Annotated in this window: 20 protein-coding genes; 13 read left to right on the plus strand and 7 right to left on the minus strand. The window is 75.5% G+C overall.

Annotation, left to right across the window (positions count from 1 at the left end; genetic code table 11):
• The first annotated feature begins 45 nt into the window (after window positions 1-45).
• The 5 genes from ACFU0Y_RS04515 (at window position 46) to fmdA (ending at window position 5,872) form a co-directional block, all read left to right on the plus strand.
• Window positions 46-570 carry a DinB family protein gene (locus tag ACFU0Y_RS04515; RefSeq protein WP_380213253.1) on the plus strand — a complete coding sequence of 175 codons (525 nt, stop codon included), beginning with the start codon at window positions 46-48 and terminating at the stop codon, window positions 568-570.
• 239 nt (window positions 571-809) lie between these two features.
• Complete coding sequence (locus ACFU0Y_RS04520; RefSeq protein WP_380213254.1) at window positions 810-2,612, plus strand: peptidoglycan DD-metalloendopeptidase family protein; 1,803 nt, start codon at window positions 810-812, stop codon at window positions 2,610-2,612.
• A 138-nt stretch (window positions 2,613-2,750) separates the two neighbouring features.
• A complete protein-coding gene (locus ACFU0Y_RS04525; RefSeq protein WP_380213255.1) occupies window positions 2,751-4,178 on the plus strand; it encodes an FAD-binding oxidoreductase in 1,428 nt (475 codons plus the stop codon).
• 117 nt (window positions 4,179-4,295) lie between these two features.
• Complete coding sequence (locus tag ACFU0Y_RS04530) at window positions 4,296-4,580, plus strand: FmdB family zinc ribbon protein (protein WP_380213256.1); 285 nt, start codon at window positions 4,296-4,298, stop codon at window positions 4,578-4,580.
• A 38-nt stretch (window positions 4,581-4,618) separates the two neighbouring features.
• Complete coding sequence (gene fmdA, locus ACFU0Y_RS04535; protein WP_380213257.1) at window positions 4,619-5,872, plus strand: formamidase; 1,254 nt, start codon at window positions 4,619-4,621, stop codon at window positions 5,870-5,872.
• A 2-nt stretch (window positions 5,873-5,874) separates the two neighbouring features.
• Here fmdA and ACFU0Y_RS04540 read toward each other — a convergent pair whose 3' ends face one another.
• The 3 genes from ACFU0Y_RS04540 to ACFU0Y_RS04550 form a co-directional block, all read right to left on the minus strand.
• On the minus strand, window positions 5,875-6,819 hold the full coding sequence (locus ACFU0Y_RS04540) for a hypothetical protein (RefSeq protein WP_380213258.1): 945 nt from the start codon (window positions 6,817-6,819) through the stop codon (window positions 5,875-5,877).
• Between the two features lie 52 nt (window positions 6,820-6,871).
• Window positions 6,872-7,405: an RBBP9/YdeN family alpha/beta hydrolase gene (locus tag ACFU0Y_RS04545; RefSeq protein ID WP_380213259.1), complete on the minus strand. Its 534-nt coding sequence runs from the start codon at window positions 7,403-7,405 to the stop codon at window positions 6,872-6,874.
• Between the two features lie 73 nt (window positions 7,406-7,478).
• Window positions 7,479-8,126, minus strand: a complete 648-nt coding sequence (locus ACFU0Y_RS04550; RefSeq protein WP_380213260.1) for a maleylpyruvate isomerase family mycothiol-dependent enzyme — start codon at window positions 8,124-8,126, stop codon at window positions 7,479-7,481.
• 74 nt (window positions 8,127-8,200) lie between these two features.
• On the opposite strand from ACFU0Y_RS04550, the gene ACFU0Y_RS04555 reads away from it, so the two are divergent.
• From ACFU0Y_RS04555 to ACFU0Y_RS04575, 5 genes are all read left to right on the plus strand, one after another.
• Window positions 8,201-8,671, plus strand: a complete 471-nt coding sequence (locus ACFU0Y_RS04555; RefSeq protein WP_380213261.1) for a MarR family winged helix-turn-helix transcriptional regulator — start codon at window positions 8,201-8,203, stop codon at window positions 8,669-8,671.
• Between the two features lie 98 nt (window positions 8,672-8,769).
• Entirely contained in the window at window positions 8,770-9,771 is a 1,002-nt protein-coding gene (locus ACFU0Y_RS04560) for a zinc-binding alcohol dehydrogenase (protein WP_380213262.1), read from the plus strand.
• 25 nt (window positions 9,772-9,796) lie between these two features.
• A complete protein-coding gene (locus ACFU0Y_RS04565; RefSeq protein ID WP_380213263.1) occupies window positions 9,797-10,216 on the plus strand; it encodes a 6-pyruvoyl tetrahydropterin synthase family protein in 420 nt (139 codons plus the stop codon).
• Entirely contained in the window at window positions 10,213-11,433 is a 1,221-nt protein-coding gene (locus tag ACFU0Y_RS04570; RefSeq protein WP_380213264.1) for a glycosyltransferase family 4 protein, read from the plus strand. The genes ACFU0Y_RS04565 and ACFU0Y_RS04570 overlap by 4 nt, the downstream gene beginning before the upstream one ends.
• Window positions 11,430-12,296 (plus strand): class I SAM-dependent methyltransferase, encoded by an 867-nt coding sequence (locus ACFU0Y_RS04575; RefSeq protein WP_380213265.1) that lies wholly within the window; start codon window positions 11,430-11,432, stop codon window positions 12,294-12,296. The genes ACFU0Y_RS04570 and ACFU0Y_RS04575 overlap by 4 nt, the downstream gene beginning before the upstream one ends.
• Here the strand turns inward: ACFU0Y_RS04575 and ACFU0Y_RS04580 are convergent.
• Window positions 12,289-13,056 carry a CDP-alcohol phosphatidyltransferase family protein gene (locus tag ACFU0Y_RS04580; protein WP_380213266.1) on the minus strand — a complete coding sequence of 256 codons (768 nt, stop codon included), beginning with the start codon at window positions 13,054-13,056 and terminating at the stop codon, window positions 12,289-12,291. The genes ACFU0Y_RS04575 and ACFU0Y_RS04580 overlap by 8 nt on opposite strands.
• A 94-nt stretch (window positions 13,057-13,150) precedes the next feature.
• On the opposite strand from ACFU0Y_RS04580, the gene ACFU0Y_RS04585 reads away from it, so the two are divergent.
• The 3 genes from ACFU0Y_RS04585 to ACFU0Y_RS04595 all read left to right on the plus strand — a co-directional run bounded on the left by ACFU0Y_RS04585 (window position 13,151) and on the right by ACFU0Y_RS04595 (window position 15,977).
• Entirely contained in the window at window positions 13,151-14,080 is a 930-nt protein-coding gene (locus ACFU0Y_RS04585; RefSeq protein WP_380213267.1) for a lysylphosphatidylglycerol synthase domain-containing protein, read from the plus strand.
• A 306-nt stretch (window positions 14,081-14,386) separates the two neighbouring features.
• Window positions 14,387-15,565, plus strand: coding sequence for a hypothetical protein (locus ACFU0Y_RS04590; protein ID WP_380213268.1), 1,179 nt, complete (start codon window positions 14,387-14,389; stop codon window positions 15,563-15,565).
• A 106-nt stretch (window positions 15,566-15,671) separates the two neighbouring features.
• Complete coding sequence (locus ACFU0Y_RS04595; protein WP_380213269.1) at window positions 15,672-15,977, plus strand: DUF6907 domain-containing protein; 306 nt, start codon at window positions 15,672-15,674, stop codon at window positions 15,975-15,977.
• Between the two features lie 58 nt (window positions 15,978-16,035).
• Here the strand turns inward: ACFU0Y_RS04595 and xdhC are convergent, their stop codons facing one another.
• From xdhC to ACFU0Y_RS04610, 3 genes are read right to left on the minus strand one after another with little or no spacing between them, the layout of a single operon-like run.
• Window positions 16,036-16,857: a xanthine dehydrogenase accessory protein XdhC gene (gene xdhC, locus ACFU0Y_RS04600; RefSeq protein ID WP_380213270.1), complete on the minus strand. Its 822-nt coding sequence runs from the start codon at window positions 16,855-16,857 to the stop codon at window positions 16,036-16,038.
• A 1-nt stretch (window position 16,858) separates the two neighbouring features.
• Complete coding sequence (gene xdhB, locus ACFU0Y_RS04605) at window positions 16,859-19,243, minus strand: xanthine dehydrogenase molybdopterin binding subunit (protein ID WP_380213271.1); 2,385 nt, start codon at window positions 19,241-19,243, stop codon at window positions 16,859-16,861.
• Complete coding sequence (locus ACFU0Y_RS04610; protein WP_380213272.1) at window positions 19,240-20,751, minus strand: xanthine dehydrogenase small subunit; 1,512 nt, start codon at window positions 20,749-20,751, stop codon at window positions 19,240-19,242. Before ACFU0Y_RS04610 ends, xdhB begins: the two co-directional genes overlap by 4 nt.
• Window positions 20,752-20,786: the final 35 nt, after the last annotated feature.

A 20,786-nucleotide genomic window follows, 5' to 3' on the forward strand; every position in this document is an offset into this window, starting at 1 on the left:
GCCGGGGGGCCGGAGCGGCCCCCCGGCACCGAAGGAGTGGTTGCGATGACGCCGCAGGAACTGTTCGAGGACGCCGCCCGCCGCCCTTCCGAGGTGGCGGAGCACGTCCTCCGGGGCATCACCCCGGAGGTGCTGCACGCGATGCCGGGCGGGACGGCGAACTCCGTGGCCTGGCTGGTGTGGCACGCGGCCCGCCAGCAGGACGTGCAGGTGGCCCAGCTGGCCGGCACCGCAGAGGTGTGGACCACGGAGGGGTGGAGCGGGCGGCTGGACCTCGACGTCCCCGACTCCGCCATGGGCTTCGGCGACGGACCGGAGGACGTCGCCAGGATCCGCGTGACGTCCCCCGACCTGCTGCGCGGCTACCTCGACGCGGTGGTCGAGCGCACGGTGGCCTACGTGCACGGGCTCACGGACGCCGAGCTCGACGACGTGGTCGACCGGTCCTGGACCCCGCCCGTCACCCGCGGAGCGCGCCTGGTCAGCACGGTCGACGACGCCGCGCAGCACCTCGGTCAGGCCGCCTACGTCCGTGGACTGCTCGACGGCGACTGGTCCGGGCCCTTCTGACCCGCCGGAACGGATTACCCGTGGTCACCTCGGGCGAGGCCGGCAGGGGCAGCGCACCCTCGACGGAGCCATTTGCGTTTGCATCAAGTCGTCGCATGACAAGGCGCCGATGAGGGGACGGCCGATTCCTCGGTCCGGGCCCTCCTGTTCACTTAAGCTGATGCCGCGGGGTGAGATTGCCCCCACCGTCTGCTCGTTCTTCTCGTCGCTCGCCGCGACTTCCTGGGGGAAACACCGTCATGCCCCGCGACTCCTCTCGCCGTCCCGCCCGCCACGCCCTGCGCCACCGCGCGTCCTCGCCGGTGACCGCGCTCACCGCGTTCTCGGCGCTGGTGGTCGTCAGCGTGGCCGTCAGCGCGGGCATCACCCCGGAGACCGGCGGCGAGCGGGGAGACTCGGCCTTCGGTGCTCCGGCGTCCTCCGCGGAGCGGGCAGCGCAGCCGGACAACCGGTGGACCCTGCTCGCGGCGGGGCAGGAGCAGACCACGCCTCCGGCAGGGCCGCTGCGCAACGACCGCGCCGTTGCGCCCGTGCGGGACGGCGGTGCCGGCCAGGGCTCCTGGCGGGAGGGCACCGGGCGCGGTGACGGCGGCCGCCAGTCGGCCTCGACCGTACGACCGGGCCGGCAGGCGCCGAAGCTCTACCAGGGCGAGCTGCCCGTCAACACGATCATCGCGCCGGCCCGGCCCGGCGCCGTCCTGCCCGGCGGGCAGTTCGGCTGGCGGATCGCCCCGGACCGCGGCGGGCGCGAGTTCCACAACGGCGCCGACGTCTCCGCCGCGGCGGGCCTGCCCGTCGTCGCCGCCCTCGACGGCGTGGTGACGGCCGTGTTCTGGGACGTCTGGGGCGGCAACCGGGTGGAGGTCACCCACGCGGACGGGATCAGGACGACCTACAGCCACCTCGAGGACGTCCGGGTCCGGACCGGGGACCGGCTGGCCGCCTCCGAGCAGCTCGGCACGGTGGGGGCCACCGGTGTCCGCGTGACGGGCCCGCACCTGCACTTCGAGACCTGGGTGGACGGACAGGCGGTCGACCCGCAGTCCTTCGACTGGGTCGACGGCATGCGCGTCATCCCCGCCTCCCGCAGCAAGTACTCCCTCGAGGTCCCCGTCCCGGACACGGTCGAGGACCCGGGCGCGAAGCAGGCCGAGGCGGCCGAGAAGGCCAAGGCCGCCGAGAAGGCCAAAGCCGCCGAGAAGGCCGAGGCTGCGGACAGGGGGGACGCGGCGCAGCAGAAGGCGGCGGCCGCGAAGAAGGCTGATGCCGCCAAGAAGGCCGAGGCGGCGAAGAGGACCGAGGCGGCGAAGAAGGCAGATGCCGCCAAGAAGGCCGAGGCGGCGAAGAAGGCCGAGGCGGCGAAGCGAGCAGAGGCCGAGAAGGCCGGGACCGTCAAGCCTCCCGTGCAGCAGACGGAGGCCGCCCCGGCTCCGGCCACCCCGGCCGTCCCGGCTCCTCCGGCTGATCCTGTTGTGCCCGGTCCACAGCCGGCGCCCGTGGAGCCGGCACTGCCTCCCTCAGCTCCCTCAGTTCCCTCCGCTCCCGGCGTGAAGCCCGTGCCCGAGGTGAAGCCCGTGCCCGAGCCCGAGGTGAAGCCCGTGCCCGAGGTGAAGCCCGAGCCCGAGGTGAAGCCCGAGCTCGAACCGGGAGTCGCTCCCCGCGTTCCGGACGCGGAACGGGACACCGACAAGGACGGGACCTTGGACATCGAGGACCCCGACATCGACGACGACGGCACCCCGAACGAGCTGGACGACGACATCGACGGGGACGGGTATCGCAACCACGAGGACCCGGACCTGGACGGCGACGGCCTGCGCAACGAGGACGACCCGGACCGTGACGGGGACGGGATCCCCAACGACCAGGACACGGAGCCGGACCGCCCGGCGCCCCGGGCGGCGTCCGCGCCGGCCACCGGCCCGGCAGGGGCCACCGACCCGGCCGGTCCGGCCGGCCCCGCCGAGGGTGACGGCGCCGGGTCGCCCGCGGGTGCCGAGCCCGCGCCGGCCGCCGGAGCGGACGGGGCGGTCCGCCCCTGAGAGCCCGCCCGTGACGGTGCGCCCCTGACGCCTCGCCCGGAGTTATGCAGGCGTGACGAGGTCATCTGCGGTGCACGGAGCGCGGCGGACTAGAATTTGCCCCCGGGCTGACGATTGTTTCGTGCGGGAGCGGGAGCCATGAGCACCACCGACCACGGTGCGCCGGGCAGCGGGACGACCAGGGCGCTCCAGGAACTCCGGGACCGTCTCGCCGGGGGGCTGATCGAGCCGGGGGACCCCGACTACGACCGGGCCCGCCGCGTCTGGAACGGCCTGATCGACGCCAGGCCCCAGGCCGTCGTGCGGGCCGGGGACCTCCACGACATCGACCTGGCCCTGGCCGCGGCGCACCGCACGCGGCTGCCGCTGGCGGTGCGGGGCGGCGGGCACGGAGTGGCGGGCCACGGCACGGTCGAGGGCGGCCTGGTGCTGGACCTCGGGCGGCTGCGGGGCGTCGTCGTCGATCCCGCGAACCAGCTCGTGAGCGTGGAACCCGGCACCACCGTCGCGGCGCTCGACCGTGCCACGGCCCGGCACGGCCTCGCCGTTCCCGGCGGTCTCGTGGGCTCGGCCGGCGTAGTGGGGCTCACCCTGTGCGGGGGCATGGGCTGGCTGACCCGCAGCAACGGCCTCACCCTCGACAACCTGGACTCCGCCGACGTGGTGACCGCCTCCGGCGACCACCTGCACGCCAGCGAGGAGGAGAACGCCGGGCTGTTCTGGGGGCTGCGCGGGGGCGGAGGCAATCTCGGGGTGGTCTCCTCCTTCACCTTCCGCGCCCGCCGGCTGCCGTCCGCGGTGCTCGTGGGGAGCCTCTACTACCGCAGGGCGCACTGGCGGGGCGCCCTGACCGCCTTCGCCGCCTGGTCCCGGGGTCTGCCGGACGAGATGAACCCCGTCCTCACGTTCGCGATCCCGCCCCCGGGGGCGGGGATGGGCGACGAGCCGGTGCTCACCGTGGGACTCAGCTGGGCCTCCGAGGACCACGCCGCCGGTCTGGACGTCGTCGACGGACTGCGGGAGGAGGTCCCGCCCGACGCCGAGGAGATGGGCTCGACGCCCTGGCCCGCATGGCAGGGGGCCCGGGACGGGCTGTTCCCCAAGGGCTCGCACGGGCACTGGCGGAACCTGCCCTTCTCCCGGCTGGACGACGAGGTCGTCGACGTCCTCGTCGGACTGGCCTCGGGGATCACCTGCCGGGGCGCCGGCATCGACGTCCACCACCTCGAGGGCGCCTTCGGCCGGGTGCCCGAGGAGGCCACCGCGTTCCCCAACCGGTCCGCGCGGTACTGGCTGACGGTCTACGGCGTCCGGCACGACCCCGCCGACGACGAACGGCTCGCCGGCTTCGTGCGGAGCGTGCGCGACGCGATGGAGCAGTTCGCCGAGCCCGGCGAGTACGTCGGCCTCATGGGCCCGGACGACGAGCTCGGGGTCGATCCGGCGGAGGCGGTCCGCCTGGCCTACGGGCGGGAGAAGCACCAGCGGCTCGCCGCCCTGAAGGACCGCTACGATCCCGGCAACCTCTTCCGGCACAACCTCAACGTCCGGCCCGGGCGGCCCTGAGGACGCCGAGGGATTCCTCGTCATGTCCCGGCGAGGTGGACGGCCGCCCTTCCCCGGCCGCGCACCCGGCACTAGGGTCGGCAGTCCAGAGACCCGCGTTCCCGGGAGGCGGCCCGCATGCCGATCTACGAGTACCGGTGCCCGGAGTGCGGGGACTTCGAGGTCCTGCTGGGCATGGGCGCCGCCACGCGCGAGAGCGACTGCCCCGGCTGCGGGTCCACGGCGCGGCGGCTGATGAGCGCGCCGGGGCTCTCCCGGGCCGGGACCCCTGCGGCCCGGCTGATCGAGCGCACCGAGGCCACCGCCGCCGAGCCCGACGTCGTCACGGCCATCCCGCCGGGCTCCCGGCGAGCGCCCCGGACCACCGGCAACCCCCTGCACCGCGGACTTCCCCGCCCCTGAGCGCCACCACCGCAGCACCGCAACCGAGGAGGCACGTCATGCCGGAGCTCATCTTTCCCCTGGACTCGTCCCGGCCGTTCGAGGACCAGCAGCTGGTGGGGCACAACCGGTGGCACCCGGAGATCCCTCCGGTGGCCACCGTGCGTCCGGGGGACACGTTCCGGGTGCACTGCCGGGAGTGGTTCGACGGCGCGATCGTCAACGACGACTCCGCCGAGGACGTCCTCAACGCGCCGCTGACGACCGTGCACAAGCTCTCCGGCCCGTTCGCGGTGCAGGGGGCGAAGCCGGGGGACCTGCTCGTCGTCGACATCCTCGACGTCGGCCCCATCCCGCAGGAGGACTCCGGTCCGCTGGCCGGACAGGGCTGGGGCTACACCGGAGTGTTCGCGCGGTCCAACGGCGGGGGCTTCCTCACCGACCGGTTCCCGGACGCCTACAAGGCGATCTGGGACTTCCGCGGCCAGACCGCGACCTCCCGCCACGTCCCGGAGGTCTCGTTCACCGGCATCGTCCACCCCGGTCTGATGGGCACCGCGCCCTCCGCGGAGCTCCTGGCCCGGTGGAACGCACGCGAAGGAGCGCTCATCGCCACCGATCCGGAACGGGTCCCTCCCCTCGCGCTGCCGCCGGAGCCCCAGGACGCCCTGCTGGGCGGTGTCCCGGACCCCGACGTCGAACGGGTCGCCGCGGAGGCCGCGCGCACCGCGCCGCCCCGGGAGAACGGCGGCAACCAGGACATCAAGAATCTCACCCAGGGCACCCGCGTGTTCTATCCCGTCTTCGTGGACGGCGCGAACTTCTCCGTGGGCGACCTGCACTTCTCCCAGGGCGACGGCGAGATCACGTTCTGCGGCGCCATCGAGATGGGCGGGTTCATCGACTTCCACGTGGACGTCATCAAGGGCGGCATGGAGACCTACGGGGTCACGGAGAACGCGATCTTCCTGCCGGGCCGGACGGACCCGCAGTACAGCGAGTGGATCGCCTTCTCCGGCACCTCGGTGACCCTCGACGGCGAGCAGCGCTACCTCGACTCCCAGCTGTCCTACCAGCGGGCCTGCCTGCACGCGATCGACTACCTCGTGAAGTTCGGGTACTCCCCGGAGCAGGCGTACCTGCTGCTGGGCGCCGCGCCGATCGAGGGCCGGTTCTCGGGAGTGGTGGACATCCCCAACTCCTGCGCCACGGTCTACCTGCCCACCGCGATCTTCGACTTCGACGTCCGGCCCTCCGCGGCGGGGCCGCACCAGGTGGACCCGGGACAGGGTGCGCCGCACGCGTCCGCGTGAGCTCAGCCGGCCCCGAGCGCGAGGTACAGCTCGACCACGGCGGTGGCCACGTCCTGGCCGCACGCCGCGGTGGCGTAGCCGGAGCCCAGGACCGCGACGTGGTGGGCCGTCCCGCCCGTCGCCACCCGCCCCACGCTGTGGGCGTCCCACGCGCCCCCGGCATCCGGCAGCCACCCGTTCTTGACGAGGGAGTCCGACGGTGCGCTCGCGCCCGCGCGCCGGGACCCCACGCCCCACGTCTGGGACGGGTGGCCGGGCCGCATCTGCTCCCGCAGCCAGGCGAGGTCCTCCTCGGGGAGCCAGTCCGCCCCGCGGACCACCGTGCCCAGCACGGCCAGCTGGTCGGAGGCCGTGGTCAGGTTGTGGCCCCAGCCGCCGGAGGATCGGGTCGAGGTGACGCCCATGAGGTCGTAGGTCTCATTGATCTCGCCCTCCATGGCGGAGACCGTGGGACCGAGCGCGCCGTAGAGGGCGGAGGTGGACTCGTTGCCGCTCTCGTGGACGCTGTCGCGGATCAGGGCGCGCTGCTGCTGCGTGAGCCGGCCGCCCCGCTCGGCGGCCAGGCGCATGGTGGTCAGGGCCAGCGGGACCTTCGAGAGGCTCGCCTCCATGCCGGACAGCTCGGGGTGGTGGGCGAAGACCGCGCGGCCCTCGGCGTCCTGGGCCAGCACTCCGATCTCGGCGCCCACAGCCCCGCTCAACCTGTCCAGAGCGGCGGTCAGGGCTCGCCGGTCGTCCTCCGCCGTGGGCCCGTTCGCCACGGGGAAGGACCCGGCGGCCGTCGGACCGCAGGAGGCGGGGACAGCGACCGAGGACGTCCCGGCGACCTCGCCGCCGGGGGCGGCGGGCAGCGCCGACGCGGGCACCGGGACGGAGAGCCCCAGGAGGAGCGCGGCGATCCCCAGGGTGCGAACGGTCCTGCGGTGCCTCGGATGCGATCGGGTCATGACCCCCGTGCTCCCGCACGACGGCGGTCCTGCCGATCTGCGCGGGTCCGCCTCACGCAATGAGTCCCCGGTCCGTCCAGGACGTCGGCAGGTGCCCCCCGGAGGGGAGCAGCACGAGTTCGGCCGAGGGCAGCTGCTCGGCGAGGCAGTGCGCGTGGTCGGCGGGCACCACGTCGTCGTCCTCGGCGTGGACCACGACGATCTCGAGGTCCGCGAGCTTCCGGCCCACGGTGGGGGGCAGGGCGAAGCCCCGCTCGTTCCAGTCCGGGTGCTCCGGGCACCAGCACGGGGCCGCCACGGTCACCACGCGCTGCAGCAGCGTGGGGATCCGGTGGCAGAGGAAGCGCAGGGCCTCGGAGCCGCCGAGGGAGTGGCCGACGATCACCCAGGGCTCGTCCGGGATGGCGCGGACGGCCCGGCCGATCGCCTCCTGCCACTGCTCCGGGTCGGGGTACTCCGGGCTCGGGAGGTCCGGGGCGACGAGGTCGGCGTCGGGCCACTGCCGCCGCAGGGCCTCGACCACCGGGTTCTCACCGGGTCCGGGCTGTGGCCCGGCACCGTGCAGGAAGAGGATGCGCTGGACCATGGGTCACCTCGGGGACGGGGGAGGTGACGGCGGACGCCGCCGCTTCCAGCGTCCCCGCCGTCGCCGCGGGGTGTCAAGAGCCGCGGGCGGCCCCCGCCCCCGGCAGCACGAGCTCCAGGCCCGGCCCCTCGAGCCGGTCCAGGGCCGCCGTGCGACCGGTCAGCAGCAGCAGGAGCGCCTCCATGGTCCCGCGGACCTCGGGGCCGCTGCCGGCCTGCCAGTCGACGTCGGTCGCGGTGAGCTTCACCCCGCGCAGTCTCCGGCGCGCCCGGAACGGGAACGAGACGGACCACACGCGCTCGGCGGCCGCGCGGGCGGCCTCCGGGGGCATGGCGTGCCGGCGGCCCAGGGGCAGGGCGATGTCCTGGGTGTGGACCAGGACGTCCAGCAGCGGGTCCCGGACGCCCGTGCCCGGGGGGTGGCGCCTCGACCCGTCCAGGCGGCGGTAGTCCGCGACGATCTGCTCGACCGGCCGACGGCCGCGGTCCCGCGCGTCCAGGTACACGGCGCGGTTGTAGTCCCCCCGTCCCCGCCACAGGGCGCGGGCGAGATCGGGGAGACCGAACTGGGGTGAGGAGATGACGTGGGCCGCGACGTCCCGCACCGCCCATCCCGGGCACAGGGTGGGGTGGTCCCACTCCTCGGGGCGGAGCGTCTCGAGCAGGTCCGCCAGCGCGGACCGCTCCCGGTGCACGGACTCCCAGATGGCGTCGCGGTCCATGATAATCTCCCCCTGATGGTCAAGGTGCCTGACTAATTTTCCGGCGGGGACCGCCGCGCTGTCAAGGGGTGGAGATGCACGAGGACGCGGGGACGAACACGGGGCTGCTGCTGTACTACCCCTACCGGGACATGGAGATCCGGGTGGTGGAGGCCCTGCACGCCGCCGGCTTCGCGGACCTCTCCTACGCCCAGGCGCGGATCTTCCAGCGGATCGGCCCGGAGGGCACGCGCACGGTGCGGCTGGCGGAGCAGGCGCGGGTCACCAAGCAGACGGCCAGCCTGCTCGTGCAGGCCATGGAGGAGGAGGGGTACGTGGAGCGGCGCCCGGACCCCGCCGACGCCCGGGCCCGGCTGGTGATCGTCGCCGAGCGCGGCCGGGCCGCCCAGGCGGTGGCGGCCGGCGTGGTCGCCGAGGTGGAGGAGCAGTGGCGGCACCGGCTCGGGGCGCGGCGCTACGCCGCGCTGCGCCGGGCGCTCGCCGAGCTGCACGAGGAGCCCGGCGACGCCGGCTCCGCGCCGGTCGACCACGGGCCGCCCGGCTGACCACGGCGCGCGAGCGGTGTGGGCGGGCCTGTGGCACCCCCGCGGACGGCTCGTGGTCGCCCGGTGGCGCGCAGGCGGCGTCAGGACACAATGGGACCATGACCGACGCCGCTGACGCCCCCGCGGAGCCCCGCACCTGCCGCGCCTACTGGACCGTGGAGCCCGGCCGGGGGGAGCTGCGCACCGCCGAGCTGCCCGTCCCGGGCCCGGAGGACGTCCTGGTGCGGGCCCTGCACTCCGGGGTCAGCCGCGGCACCGAGGCGCTCGTCCACCGGGGGCTCGTCCCGGCGCGGGTGCGCGAGCGGATGCGCGCCCCGTTCCAGGAGGGGGACTTCCCGGGGCCGGTGAAGTACGGCTACCTGTCCGTGGGTCTCGTGGAGCAGGGGCCGCAGGAGCTGGTGGGCCGGCGGGTCTTCAGCCTGCACCCCCACCAGGACCGCTACGTGCTCCCGGCCTCCGCGGTGACCCCCGTGCCCGACGGCGTTCCCTCGGGGCGCGCGGTCCTCGCCGGGTCCGTGGAGACGGCCGTCAACGCCCTGTGGGAGGCCGCCCCCCGGTTCGGGGACCGCGTGGCCGTGGTCGGCGCCGGGATGATCGGCGCGTGCGCGGCCGCGCTGCTGGCCCGCTTCCCGCTCGCCCGGCTGCAGCTCGTGGACCCGCAGCCCTCCCGCGGGGAGCTCGCGGCCCGGCTCGGCGTGGAGCACGTGCTGCCGCGGGACGCCGCGGGGGAGTGCGACGTGGTGGTGCACGCGTCCGCCACCGCCGCCGGACTGGCCCGGGGACTCGAGCTGCTCGGCGACGAGGGCGAGCTCATCGAGATGTCCTGGTACGGCGACGAGGAGCCCGCCGTCCCGCTCGGCGCCGACTTCCACGCCCGCCGGCTGCAGATCCGCGCCAGCCAGGTGGGCGCCGTCGCCCCCGCCCGCCGCGCCCGCCGCACGACCGCCGACCGGCTCGCCACCGCGCTGGACGCCCTGCAGGACCCCCGCTTCGACGCCCTGCTTTCCGGGAGCTCGCCCTTCGAGGAGCTGCCCGCCACCATGGCCCGGCTCGCCGGGGACGCCCGGGACGTGCTGTGCCACGTGGTGGACTACGACTGACCACTCCACCGACCCGAGGAGCCCCGTGTTCACCCTGACCGTCCGAGACCACATGATGATCGCCCACAGCCTGCCGGACCCCTTCTTCGGCCCGGCCCAGAACCTGCACGGGGCCACCTACCAGGTGGAGACCACCTGGTCCCGGCCGGTCCTCGACGAGCACGGGGTGGTCATGGACATCGGGGTGGCCGGCGACCTGCTCGCGGGCGTCCTGGACGGGCTGCGCTACCGCAACCTCGACGAGCACCCGGACTTCGCGGGCCGGCTGTCCACCACGGAGGTCCTCGCCCAGTACGTGGCCGAGCGGCTCGCGGCGGGCGCGGCGTCCGTCGAGGGGCTCGAGCGGCTGACCGTGACCCTGCGGGAGACCCCCGACGCCTGGGCCTCCTACACCCTCGAGCTGCCCGTGCTGAGCGAGCGCGGCGGGCCCGACCCCGCCCGGTGAGCACCGTGCGCGCGGGCCTCGACGTGGTGGTGCCCGACGACGCCGGACGGCCCACCGGCGGCTCGCTCTACGACCGCCGGCTCGTGGCCGCGCTGGGCGCACTGGGCCGCCCGGCCCGCCTCGTGCCGGTGGCCGGGGACTGGCCCGCGCCGGACGGCGCCGCCCGGGCGCGGCTGCGCCGGGCACTCGGCGCACCGGCCCCCAGCCGATCGGTGCTCCTCGACGGCCTCGTGGGGTGCGCGGCCCCGGAGGCCGTCGGTCACGCGGTGCGCTCCGGCGTGCCCGTGCACCTGCTCGTGCACCTGCCGCTGCCCGCCGAGACCGGACTGGACCCCGCGGCCGCCGCGGATCTCGCCCGGCGGGAGGCCGCCGCCCTCGCCGCGGCCACCGGTGTGCTGACGCCCAGCGCCTGGGCGGCCCGCGACCTCCTCCGCCGCTACGGCACCGCGGACGCCGCCGTGGCCGAGCCGGGGGTGCAGCGCGGGCCGGTGGCGGCGGGCTCGCGCCCGCCGCGGCTGACCTGCCTGGCGTCCTTGACCCCGCGCAAGAACCAGCTGCTCCTGCTGGAGGCCCTCGCGCCGCTGGCCGGACTCGACTGGACCCTCGACCTCGTGGGCCCCGCGGGCGATGCCGCGCACGTGGACGCGCTGCGCGCCGCGGTCGAGGCCTTCCCCGACCCGGGGCGCGTGCGCTGCCCCGGCCCCCTCGAGGGCGCCGCGCTGGCCCGGCAGTGGGCCCGCACGGACCTGCTGCTGCTGCCCTCGACGGTCGAGACCTACGGCATGGTCGTCACCGAGGCGCTCGCCCAGGGCGTGCCCGCGGTGGTCGCGGCCGGCACCGGCGCGGTCGAGGCCCTCGACGGCACACCGGCGCCCCGGGGCGCGGCCGGCGCCCGCGCCGGGGCCGCGCTCGACCCCGCCGATCCGTCGGCCTGGACCGCAGCGCTGGAGGAGTGGCTGACCGGGCCCGCCCTGCGCGCCCGGTGGCGGAGCGCGGCACTGGCCCGCCGGGAGCGGCTGCGCGGCTGGGAGGACACGGCCCGCGACGTCCTCGCGGCGATCGACCGGCCCCTCGGCCCGTCGGGTTCCCCGGGCGGCGGCGCCGCCGCCGAGCACGCCGCCGCCGAGCACGCCGCCGCCGAGCACGCCACCGTCACGGCCACGGACGGCTCCGCCGATCACGACACCACCACCGACCGCACGAGGAGACCGAGATGACGCACCACCCCGACCCCGACCGTCCCGTCGCCGGTGACTGGCTGGCCCTGCGCGAGCCTGCCGACGCCGCGGCCCGCGAGGACTCCCTTCCCCTGATCACCCGGCTGACCCGGTACTGGGGAGAGCTGCCGCCGGCCGGGAGCGCCGGCGCCGCGGGAGCCGAGCCCGTCGTCGTCGTGGACCTCGGCGCCGGGACGGGCGCGAACCGGACCTGGCTCGCCCGGCACCTCCCCGGCCCCCAGCGCTGGATCCTGGTCGACCACGACCGCGGGCTGCTCGACCAGGCCGTGGCCGCCGCCCGGGAGGAGGGGGCCGACGTCGTGCCCGTCCTGGCCGGGGTCGAGGAGCTCGGCCGGGTGCTCGCGGAGCATCCTGCCGCCCGCCGGCTGGTGGCGTGCTCCGCGCTGCTCGACCTGCTGACGCGGGAGCAGGTCCGCGAGCTCGCCCGGGTGCTCTCCGAGCACGCCGTCCCGGCGCTGCTCGCCCTGACCGTCGACGGCGAGGTCCTGCTCGACCCGCCGCACCACCTGGACCCGTCGGTGCTGGGGGCCTTCGAGGACCACCAGCACCGCGGCGAGCTCGCCGGCACGGACGCCGTGCGGCTGGCCGCCGAGGCCCTCCGGGAGCGCGGCATGGTCGTGGACGTGGTGCCCACCCCCTGGTGGATCTCCGACCAGCCGTGGGCCCGGCCCCTCCTGGAGCGGTTCCTCGCGGACCGGGCGGACGCCGCCGTGGAGCACCGCCCGGACCTCACGGCCGAGGCCCACGCCTGGCTGCGGACCCGTCTGGTGGACTGCGCCCGCGGCCGGCTGCGGGCCACGGTGGGGCATGCGGACGTGCTCGGCCTGCCGCCCGTCAGCTGAGGCCGCGGGCGCCGCGCTCCAGCCACAGGACGTCCCGGCCGAAGGACACCAGCAGCAGGACCAGCGCGAGCACGGTGGCGGCGACGGCCAGCGGCAGCGGGATCGGCGGGACCAGGGCGCCGATCAGGACCCCGCCCTGGATCCCCGCGACCACCCGCCGGTACCTGGAGTAGGGCAGCTCGCGGCGCCAGGGGGGACGCACCCGCAGCCCCAGCAGGAACAGGTAGCGCAGGGCGCCGATCGTCACCACCCAGCACGCCTCCGGCAGGCCGATCCGGGCCGCGACGGCCACCGAGAGGATCAGCAGCAGCGCGGCGTCGACCTCCTGGTCGAACCGCGCCCCGGCGCGCGTGGCGGTGCCGGTGCGCCGCGCCACCCACCCGTCGATCCCGTCGAGCAGCCAGGCCGGCAGCGCGACGGCGAACACGGCCCAGCACCAGGCGTCGACGGGCCGGCCCGCCTCCTGGCCCGGCCCGGCGGCGAGTCCCACGGGCAGGAGCGCGGCGGCCAGGGCGACGAGCACGGAGCGGCCCACGGTGATCCGGTCGGCCGGGCCGTAGGGCTCCCCACTGCGGCGCACGGTGCTGCGCACCACGGCTCCGAGCACGGCGAGCCCCAGCACCCCGGAGGCCACCAGCGCCGGGAGCCCCGCGTCGGTCAGCAGGACGAGCACCGCGAGGGCGCCGGCGAGGGCCGTGAAGGCCAGGACACCGTCCCGGCGCGCCGAGGGACGGGGTGCGGTGGAACGGGCCAGGGGCATGCGGTCGCCTCTCCGCGTCGGGGGTCTTCATCCTGGGCGGGGCCGGCCCGCCGCGTCAATCCGGGCGACGGCGGGCGATGGCTAGACTGCGCCCATGCCCGCCGAGACCCCGCCCGCCCCCCGCCGGCGGCGCGTTCTCCGCGTGCTGCTCGCCGCCGGTCAGGCGACAGCGGGGCTGCTGCTCCTCGCCCTGCTGTTCCGCACGCTGGGCACGGACGCGGTGCGCAGCGCCGTCGGGATCCTGACCCCCGCCACCGTGGTGCTCGCGCTGGGCGCCGGGCTCGTGGCCACCGCGGCCCAGGCCCAGCGCTGGCGGCTCGTGGCCCGCAGCCGCGGCACACCGATCGGCTTCCGGGAGGCCCTGGGCGAGTGCTGGGCGTCCGGGCTCGTCAACCTGCTGCTGCCCGGAGGCGTGACCGGGGACGCGGTGCGGGTGCTGCGCCGCCGCCGGCGCGGGGACAACTGGTCCGGGGCCGGCGGCTCCGTGCTGGGAGAACGGCTGGCCGGGACCTCCGTGCTGCTCGCGGCGGGGACCGTCCCCGCCCTGGCCGTCGGCGGCTGGCTCGCCGCGGGCCTCGGCCTCGGGGCCCTCGCCGTGGGCGCCGCGGCCTGGCGTTCGACGCGCGGCGCCCCGGCGCGGGACCGGGCCGGTGTGTGGGCGCTGTCCGTGCTCGCCTGGGCCTGCTACCAGGGACTGTTCCTGCTCGCCGCCGTGCGCACCGTCCCGGAGGAGTCCCTGGCGCACCTGTGGGGGACCACCGTGCTGGGCCTGGCGGGCATGTCCGTCCCCGTCGGGGTGGGCGGCTGGGGCCCGCGCGAGGGCATCACCACCCTGGCCGCGATGGCCCACGGCCTGCCCGCCGGGACCGGCTTCGCGATCTCGATCGGCTACGGACTGCTCGCCCTGATCTCCGCCCTGCCGGGAGCTCTCGTGCTGCTGCGGTGGCTGGGGCCGGGGTCCCTGCGACCGGACCCGGAAACGCGCCAGGCCAGCGCAGGACACCCGGTCCGCGGCGCAGGCTGAGTGCGGAGGGCCTTGCCCCGTTCCGCGCCCTGGACTGACGTTAACTCGTGCAAACTTCTGCGGGGGCCGACTCATGGGGGGGTGGGCCGACCGACCTGGGGGACCAGACAGGTCATTCTTCCGTGGATCCACACTGTCTTCGAGCACTCGGCGCATCCAGGGCACTCGCCGTGCCGTCGCCGCACTGGCGGTTTCCACCGTCTTCAGGGGACTCGCCGTGGCGGTTCCGGCGCAGGCGGCGCCGCCCTCGGCCCCACCGGCGGGATCTGCAACGGCGTCGTCACCCAGAACGCGCACCGCGGCACGGTGCAGCAGGGCCTGCTGAAGGCGGCCGCCAAGAAGAACGCGGAGCAGCTCGCCGAGGACGTCCGGACGGCCGAGGGCGAGCTGGCCGCGCTGACCGCGAAGCAGGCCGAGACCGTGGAGGCCGTGGCCGCCACCGAGACGGCCCTCGCCGAGCTGACGTCGCAGTGGGCCACTCTGCAGGAGCGGCTGACGCCGCTGGAAGCCGACCTGGAAGCCGGGAAGCAGGCGCTCGCCGCCCTGAAGGAGCAGACCGCCGGGGCGACCGCGGACGCCATGGCGAAGCAGGCGCAGATCGACACCGCCCAGGCGGAGCTGAACACGCTGGAAACCGTCGCCACGGCGGCGGCCGGTGCCGTCACCACCAAGAACGATCAGGTCACCGGGGCCGCGGCCGAGCTCGCCGCCCTGGAGGACACCGCCGCCACGGCCGGGGACGCCCGCACCGCCGCCGAGCGGGCCGTCACCGAGGCCGAGGAGGAGTTCCAGCGGCTGGAGGCCGGCGGCGCCGCCGCCCAGGACGAGCTCGACGCTCAGCAGCGCCGGATCGCCGAGGCGCAGGGCGCCCTCGCCGCGGCGCAGGCCACCGCCAAGGATGCCGCCGACGCGCTGGCGGCCCACCAGACGGAGACCGCCGAGGCGCAGGAGGCCCTCGCCGCGGCCCAGACCACCGCGAAGCGCGCCGCCGACGCGCTGGCCGCTCAGCAGACGGAGATCGCCGAGGCCCAGGCCGAGCTGAACGCACTGGGCACCACCGCGCAGGACGCCGCCGAGGCGGTGACCGCTCAGCAGGACGAGAACGCCGCGCACAACCCGCGGACGGACGCCCTCGTGGCCACGGTGAACGGCCTGAACGCCCAGGTCACCGCCAAGGAGGCCGAGGTCCGGACCCTGCAGGGCCGCGTCGCTCCGCTCCTGGACCAGCTGAACAAGGTCAACGGCGAGATCTCCGCTGCGGAGGCGCAGCTGAAGTCGTTGCCGGCCCAGACGACCGCGCTGGACGGACAGGTCAGCGAGGCACAGGAGAAGCTGTCGACGCTGAAGGCGAGCAAGAAGCAGAACAAGGAAGCGATCGTCGCCCAGACGGCAGTCGTGAACCAGCTCGAGGACCAGCTCGGAGCGGTGCAGAAGCAGATCAAGGCCTACGACGGCACGATCGCCCTCGGCGGTTGCGTCGCCTGACCGCCGTCCGGCAACGGCGTTCCGCGGGCGACGGCCGGCGGGCCTCGGAACGAACGGTCCGGGGCCCGCTGGCCGTGGACTCTCCGCAGCGCGGAAGGAGATCTCCGTGCACGAAGGCGCCGAGATCGAGCGCCCGGGGGACCACGAGCGCGCTCCGGGCAGGACCTGTCCCGGCGGGTGCGTGGCCAGGCACGGCATGCCCGTCGGGGAAGAGGACTGGGTCCATGTCGGTGAACCGCTGACCGTCGCCGCAGGGGGCGTCACCGCGCAGCTGTGCCTGTCCGTCGACCCGGACAGTGGCGAGCAGGACGGTCCCTACGTCCTGATCGGGACCAGTGAGCACACGCCGGCCGAAGCGGCCGAGCTGGGCCGGGCGCTCATGGAGCTCGCGGCCGCTTCCGGCGACGGATGAGTGCACCGTCCGCCGGCCCGCGGACGCGGCGTCGCGCCGGTCGGACCCGTGAGCGGGGCTAGGAGCTCAGGCTGCCGGAGCCGCTCCGGGTGGAGAGCTCCTGGAGCAGCTCGGCTGCGACGCCGATGGCGATCACCGCGGGTGCCTTGCCCGGGAGGCCGGGGAGCCCGATGGGACAGGTGATCCGCTCGAGCGCGGCGTCGCCGTGCCCCTCCTCCCGAAGCCGCGCCCGGAACCGCGTCCACTTGGCCCGGGAGCCGATCAGGCCCACGCTGCCGAGGTCGTCCCGGCGCAGTGCGGCGTCGCAGAGGATGAAGTCCTCCGCGTGGTCGTGGCTCATGATGAGCACGTGCGCACCGGCCGGCAGACCGGCCAGCACGTTCTCCGGGGCGGGGCTGTGGTGCAGGTGGACCTGCGCGGTCCCGTCGGTGACGTCGGCCAGCCGCGCGGGGTCCAGCTGGCCGTCCCGGCTGTCGACCAGGTGCAGGTGCAGGGGCAGCCGGGACAGCAGCCGGGCGAGCTCGTGGCCCACGTGACCCACGCCGAACACCGCCACCGCGGGCCGGGCGCCCTGCGGTTCGAGCAGCACGGTCACCACGCCCCCGCAGCACTGCCGTCCGTGCTCCACGGCGGCGTGCTCGTTGAGGGAGAAGGTGAGCGTCTCGGGGCTCGTCACCCCGGTCCGCAGCATCGTCCTGGCCCGTTCGACGAGGGTCGCCTCGAGGTTGCCGCCGCCCACCGTGTCCCAGGCGACGGTGCCGGCCACGACCATCTTGGCCCCGGCCTCCCGGGGGGCGTGGCCGCGCACCTCCGTGACGGTGACGAGCACCCCGGGTGCGCCCTCCGCGCGCAGGTGCTGCAGCGCGTCCAGCCAGTCCACGTCAGCGCGCCGCCGAGGCGGCCGGGGCGGCGGCGTGCCCGGCGGCGTCCGCGGTCCCGGCCCGGCGTGACTCCTGGACCGCCCAGAACACGGCCTCCGGGGTGGCCGGACTGGCGAGCTCGACGCTGCGGCCGCCGGGTCCGAAGGCGGCGGCCGCCTCCCGCAGCGCCTCGCGCACGCTCAGGGCGAGCATGAGGGGCGGTTCCCCCACGGCCTTGGAGCCGTAGACGACGCCGCTCTCGGTGGCCTGCTCGAAGAGGTGCACGTTGAACTCCTCGGGCATCTCCGAGAAGCTCGGGAGCTTGTAGGTGCTCGCCGCCTGGGTGGCCAGCCGTCCCCGGTGCGGGCCGTCGGAGACGTCCCAGCGCAGCTCCTCCAGCGTGAGCCAGCCGGCCCCCTGCACGAAGCCGCCCTCGATCTGCCCGACGTCGATCAGCGGGGAGAGGCTGTCGCCCACGTCGTGGACGATGTCGGTGCGCAGCAGCCGGTACGCGCCGGTGAAGCCGTCGACCTCCACCTCGGAGACGGAGGCGCCGTAGGAGAAGTACTTGAACGGCTCGCCCTGCATCCGGGCGGCGTCCCAGTGGAGCCCCTCGGTGCGGTAGTAGCCGGCGGCCCACAGCGAGATCCGCTGGAAGTAGGCGTCGTGGGCGAGCTCGGCGAAGGAGATCTCCCGGTCGGTGAAGCCGATCCCGGTGACCGTGCCGTCGACGAACCGGACGTCGTCGGGGTGGATGTCGAACTTGCGGGCGGCGACCTCGGCCAGCCGGTCGCGGATCTGCTCGCAGGCGTTCTTCACGGCCCCGCCGTTGAGGTCCGCCCCGGAGCTCGCGGCCGTCGCGGAGGTGTTGGGCACCTTGTCCGTGCGGGTGGGCGCCAGCCGGACGGTCTCCAGCGGCACGCCGAGGGCGGTGGCCGCGACCTGGCGCATCTTGGTGTGCAGGCCCTGCCCCATCTCGGTGCCCCCGTGGTTGATGAGCACGGACCCGTCCTTGTAGACGTGCACGAGCGCACCGGCCTGGTTGAACGCGGTGAGGTTGAAGGAGATGCCGAACTTCACCGGGGTGACCGCGAGCGCCCGCTTGGTGTCGGGGTGGGCGGCGTTGAACGCGGTGATCTCCTCGCGGCGGCGCTCCACCTCGGCCCGGTCGAGCAGCTGCGTCCAGATGGTGCGCAGCCGCTCGGCGTGCCGGACGGGCTGGCCGTAGGGGGTGGTCTGACCGGGGACGTAGAGGTTGCGGTGGCGCAGCTCCGTGGGATCCACGCCGAGCAGGGGGGCGCACCGGCCCATGACCTCCTCGATCACCAGCATGCCCTGGGGCCCGCCGAAGCCGCGGAACGCCGTCTGGGAGGTCTTGTGGGTCTTCGCGATCCTGCCGTGGACCTGCACGTGCGGGATCCAGTACGCGTTGTCGATGTGGCACAGCGACCGCTGCAGCACGGGCTCGGAGAGGTCCAGGCTCCACCCGCCGTCGCTGGTGAGGGTGGCCTCCAGGGCCTGCAGGCGGCCGCTCTCGTCGAAGCCGGCCTCCCACCGGGCGTGGTACGGATGGCGCTTGCCGGACATCGTGAGGTCCTGGGTGCGGTTGAGCCGCAGCCGCACCGGCCGCCCCGTGAGCACGGACCCGAGGGCGGCGACGGCGGCGTAGCCGTGCGGCTGCATCTCCTTGCCGCCGAACCCCCCGCCCATGCGCAGGCACTGCACGGTGACCTCGTGGCTGTGCAGGCCCAGGACGTGGGCGACGATCTCCTGGGTCTCCGTGGGGTGCTGGGTGCTGCAGTGCACCAGGACCTGCCCGCCCTCGTCGACGTAGGCGAAGGACGCGTGGGTCTCCAGGTAGAAGTGCTCCTGGCCGCCGAACTCGAACTCCCCGCTGAAGCGGTGGGCGGCGGTGCCGAGCGCGGTGCCGGTGTCCCCGCGGCTGACGGTGGGCTGACCGCCCTGGAAGCTGCCGGCCTCGACGGCCTCCGCCACGGTGACCAGCGACGGCAGGGGCTCGTAGTCGACCTCGACGGCGTCGGCGCCCCGGCGGGCGGCCTCCTGGGTCTCGCCCAGCACCCAGCACACGGCGTGCCCGTAGAACATGACCTCGGCGGGGAACAGCGGCTCGTCGTGCTTGGTGCCGGAGTCGTTGACCCCGGGGACGTCCGCCGCGGTGAGCACCCGGACCACCCCGGGGACCTCCAGAGCGGGGGCCGTGCGAAGCTCCCGCACGTGGGCGTGGGCGTGGGGGGCCTGGACGGGCCAGGCGTGGAGCACGTCCTGGTGGCGGACGACCAGGTCGTCCGTGTACAGGGCGGTGCCGGTGACGTGCAGGGCGGCGCTCTCGTGCGGGACGGGCACGCCCACCACGGGGTCGACGGGGCGGTCGGCGAGGGACGTCATCGGGACACCTCCAGGTCGGGGGCGGGCGCGTGCTGCGCCCAGAACTTGAGCAGGAGCTGCTCGAGCACGGCCGAGCGGTAGCGGGCGCTGGCCCGGTGGTCGTCGATCGGCGTGCCCTCCTCGGCCAGCGCGGCCGCCGCGGCGAGGACCGTGTCGCGGGTCCACGGCGCGCCGTCCAGGACGCGCTCCGCCCCGTGCGCCCGGATCGGGGTGGCCGCCACACCGCCCAGACCGATCCGCGCGGACGAGACCGTGCCGGCCTCCACCTGCACGGCGATGCCGGCGGCCACGCTGGAGATGTCGTCGAAGCGCCGCTTGGCGATCTTGTGGAACGCGCCGTGCCGGGCGAGCGGCAACGGGATCCGCACCGCGCGGATGATCTCCCCGGGACGGCGGACGCTCTGCCGGTAGCCCGTGTAGTACCGGTCCAGGGGCACCTCGCGCTCGCCGTCGGCGGAGGCCAGCACGACGGACGCGCCCAGGGCCAGCAGCGCCGGGGCGGAGTCCCCGATGGGCGAGCCGGTGCCGAGGTTGCCGCCGAACGTCGCGGCGTTGCGGATCAGGCGGGAGGCGAACTGCGGGAAGAGCTGGTCGAGCAGGGGCACCCGTCCGGCGAGGCCGCGCTCGACCTCGGACAGGCTCAGGGCCGCGCCGATCTCGATCCGCTCCGGCGCCACCTCGAGCGTGCGCAGCTCCTCGAGCCGGTCCACGGCGAGGACCAGCGGCGGGCGGGCGTGCTGGATGTTGACGCCCACGCCCGCGTCCGTGGAACCCGCCACCAGCTGGGCCTCCGGTGCGCTCGCCAGGTGCTCGAAGAGCTCGGCCAGGGAGCCGGGGCGCACGAACCGTGCGCCGTCGGCCTCCACCCGGGTGGGCGGGGCGGGCTGCGCGGACCGTCCCTGGCGCCGGAGCAGGGGATCGGCGTCGGCCGGTGCCCCCAGTGCGTAGGCGGCGTCGCGGATGGGCCGGTAGCCGGTGCAGCGGCAGAGGTTGCCGCTCAGGGCGTGCAGGTCGAACCTGTTGGGCCCGCACTCGTGGCCGGCCGCGTGCTCCTCGCCGACGGCGTCCGTGCCGGTCCGGGTCCCCTCGGGGGCATCGGGCGCCGTCCGCTCGGGCCGGTAGTACTCGGCGGCCATGGAGCACACGAAGCCCGGCGTGCAGTAGCCGCACTGGGAACCGCCGCGGAACGCCAGCTCCTGCTGGACGGGGTGCAGCCCCGCCGGCGTGCAGGCCCCGGGGGCGGTCCCGAGACCCTCGGCGGTGACGATCTCCTGGCCGTCGAAGGCGGCGGCGGGGGGCAGGCACGCGTTGACCGAGGTCCACCGGCTGCGCCCCTCGCCGTCCGGCCGGGCGACCAGCACCGCGCAGGCACCGCACTCGCCCTCGGCGCAGCCCTCCTTGGCCCCGGTCAGTCCCTCGCCGCGCAGCCAGTCCAGCAGCCGGGTGTGCGGGCCGAGCCCGTCACCGCTCCGGGTACGACCGTTGACCGTCACTCGGATCTCGCTCATGCCTGGTGCTCCTCGGTGCGTGCCACTGGCCGCGA

Origin of the sequence: Kocuria sp. NPDC057446 (assembly GCF_042802875.1) — a bacterium.
Lineage (GTDB): Bacteria > Actinomycetota > Actinomycetes > Actinomycetales > Micrococcaceae > Kocuria.